2 protein-coding genes are annotated in these 3,243 nt (G+C 55.0%); both read left to right on the plus strand.

The genetic code is table 11. The features are described 5' to 3' along the window. Positions 1-190 precede the first annotated feature (190 nt). Positions 191-1,177, plus strand: a complete 987-nt coding sequence (locus GY937_10515; GenBank protein ID MCP5057143.1) for a hypothetical protein — start codon at positions 191-193, stop codon at positions 1,175-1,177. Beyond that, positions 1,170-2,846, plus strand: a complete 1,677-nt coding sequence (locus GY937_10520; GenBank protein ID MCP5057144.1) for a phage tail protein — start codon at positions 1,170-1,172, stop codon at positions 2,844-2,846. The genes GY937_10515 and GY937_10520 overlap by 8 nt, the downstream gene beginning before the upstream one ends. Positions 2,847-3,243: the final 397 nt, after the last annotated feature.

Below are 3,243 nucleotides of genomic sequence, written 5' to 3' on the forward strand. Positions count from 1 at the left end.
ACCACCGACACCCCCACCGAAAGCACCCGAGGCTCCCCGACTCCCTGATGCAGAAGCATCTATCGGCGGGGGAGCAGACGCACGCAGACGTCGTGCAGCGTCACAGGGTCGCAGTGGATCGATCTTGACATCAGGCGCGGGGGTGACATCGTTCGGCGCTACCACTACCAAAACTTTGCTCGGGCAGTAGATGAGTACCACTCTCGTAACGCTCGACCTCTCGCAGTATGTGAGGGTCACTAGCAACCCGGCGTCCTCGACAGGGATGCTGATACAGTCGATGCGTGACTCTGTACGGGTCACATTCAGCGCGACTCAGCCCGCAAGAGCTAACCCGGTATATCACGTTCTCGGTGGAGATGACCCCATACTGCAGTTGGATATGGTCACGACTCACGTGTGGGTCCTCGCGATGTCAACACAGTCCGCCGTCGCAGTGACGATGCTCGGGGCATACACCCCGATACAGAAGTTCGGCGAGCGCAAAGACATGGGGGATACTGCTGCTGGCGAAGACATATGCATGTTCAATAAACTATCCCCGGCACCCACATCTACGACCGAGGTCCCTACCCCTGCGTCAGCAGGCGAACAGATGACGTTCGTGTGCGAGAGTGACGATGATGCGGCTGGTGGGATCGGTGCGCAGGCAGTTAGATTTGACTACCTGGACGGCGCAGGGGCAGCGCAACAGCTCACGATGGCGACGGCAGGTCAAACACCTGTCGACCTGTCAGTGTCCGACGTCCGATACATTAACAATTTCTCTGTTGCAGGTCTTGGCACGAGCAGCGTCGCGATCGGCCACATCAAAGTGTACCGCAAGACTGACGATGGCCGGGTGTACAACATGATCGCAGCGGGAGGCAACCAGAGCATGGTGCCCCACTACATGGTGCCTATGGGCAAAACGCTCCACGTCCGGGGGTGGCACTGCGGTGAGACTCAAAACCGTCGTGTAAACCTGCGTATCCGATCGACTGACTTACAGGGGGAGATCACTGATGGGGTGTATCTTTTCAAAGATGTCGAGTACATCCGCAACAACCCGACGGGGGAGATGCTGTTGGACTATTTCGCTCCGGAGCTGTCGATCACAAAAGTGAGCGGGTGGCCTGAGTCCGCGGGATCAGAAGTCGGGTGCTCCTGGCATGCGAGGCTGTACGACTATGCCTAGTATCGCGAGTTTTAATAAACGATTAAGCAGTTTAAGAAGTGAAAGATCATCTTTCATACCCCTATATCGAGAGCTGTCGGACTATCATCTGGCGCATCGGGGGAGGTTCCTTGTCTCAAATAATGACAATAACAAGGGTCATAAACGCAACACTAGACAGATTAACAACACAAGCCGCGTCGCGTCGCGAGTGCTGTCATCGGGGCTAATGGCGGGCGTTACATCCCCAGCCAGACCGTGGTTCCGACTGTCGTCAGGAGACATCGCGCTCGATGAGAGTCAAGCGGTGAAGATGTGGCTGCACGCAGTGCAGCAGCTCATGTATAAAGTATACGCGCACTCGAATCTTTATAACTCTTTACATCAGATATACAGCGAGCTGGGAGTGTTTGCTATCGGTGCCATGGGCGTATACCACGACTTTGAGAATGTGATCTGGTGCCGTCCGTACACCGTCGGAAGCTACATGGTAGCTCTGAATGGTAAAAATGAGGCTGACACGTTCTACCGCGAGTATGCAGAGACAGTCGGCCAGCTCGTCAAAGGGTTCGGTATCAATAACGTGAGCGCACCAGTCCGAGATCAATGGAACCGAGGCGACACCGAGGCATGGGTGCATCTTGTGCACGCGATTGAGCCGAACGACGACAGAGATCGGAGCAGCCCCCTCGCACGACATAAAGCTTTTAGATCGGTTTACTATGAGACTGGTAAGGGCAAAGGCGTTAAACCTAACCAGTTTTTACGAGAGTCAGGGTTTAACCGGTTTCCGGTCGTGGTACCCAGGTGGGATGTCACAGCGGAAGACGCGTATGCGACAGACTGTCCAGGGATGACCGCGCTCGGCGATACGAAAGCTCTACAGCTTGCCGAGAGGCGTCATGCTCAGATGGTGGATAAAGAAGCAGACCCACCTTTGCAGGGTCCCTCGACGATCAAAAACGCGCTTGATAACGGTCGGGTAGGCGCGGGCGACGTCATCGCGGTTCCAACTACCGGCGGGGGGCTGTCGAGTATATACGACTTTAAACCTAACCTGGTGGCTGTCGAAAATAAGATTGAAAAGATCGAGAGGCGCATCGACGTCGCGTTCTACAAACCTTTATTCTTGATGCTTGCAGAGACCGATCGTCGTGATATAACTGCACGAGAAGTCGCTGAAAAGCACGAAGAAAAGCTACTTATGCTCGGGCCTGTGCTAGAGAGATTACACACAGAACTGTTAGACCCGATCATCGATCGAACGTTTGACCTGTTGCAAGACAATGGGGTGCTACCGGAGCCGCCTGAAGAGCTACGCGACAGGGACCTGTCAGTTGAGTACGTCTCGGTGCTAGCGCAAGCACAGCGATTGGTCGCGACTGGCGCGATCGACAGGCTTACACAGTACACCAGCGCGGTGTCGGCCGTCTGGCCAGCTGCACGTCACAAGATCAATATTAACAAGTCCGTGGATGAGTACGCAGGAGCACTGGGTGTGGACCCGGCCATGGTGAACAGCAATGATGAAGCGCAAGCGATGGCCGACGCGGAAGCACAAGCTCAGGCACAAGCGCAAGCGATGGCGCAGGCAGAGCAGAGTGCGAACGTTGCAAAGACCGCATCCGAGACAAGCACGGCTGGTGACAGCGTCCTCAATGCCGCTATGCAGCAAGCAGGTGCGCAGTAGTGCCGTACGACGAGATTGATAGTCAAAAGCTATCTAAAGGTGTAGAATCGCGGGAACTGGAGCTGCTGCGGATACGTAAACTGATGAGCGACAGGCCTGGCCGGGCGTTCATGCACAGGTGCTTAACAACTGCAGGGACATGGGGCACAACATTTGACGCGGACCCGTACAAGCATGCGAGGAACGCTGGCTTGCGAGACTACGGGTTGTGGCTCGAATCTGAGCTTAAGTTGGCAGCACCAGAGGATTTTTTACAGATGCTAAAGGAGCATTGATCGATGAGTGATGAAGATGGTAGTGTAATAGCAGTCCAGACGGTGAGTGACACCGATGGCGCGGATGATGCAGTGACAAGTAGTGATGCAGTGACAAGTGATAACGCAGCGAGTGTGGCTGC

It is taken from the genome of bacterium, assembly GCA_024228115.1.
GTDB lineage: Bacteria > Myxococcota_A > UBA9160 > UBA9160 > UBA6930.

Coding starts and splice junctions, on each gene's coding strand:
- GY937_10515 (MCP5057143.1), top strand. CDS start 191: ATGAGTACCACTCTCGTAACGCTCGACCTCTCGCAGTATGTGAGGGTC.
- GY937_10520 (MCP5057144.1), top strand. CDS start 1,170: ATGCCTAGTATCGCGAGTTTTAATAAACGATTAAGCAGTTTAAGAAGT.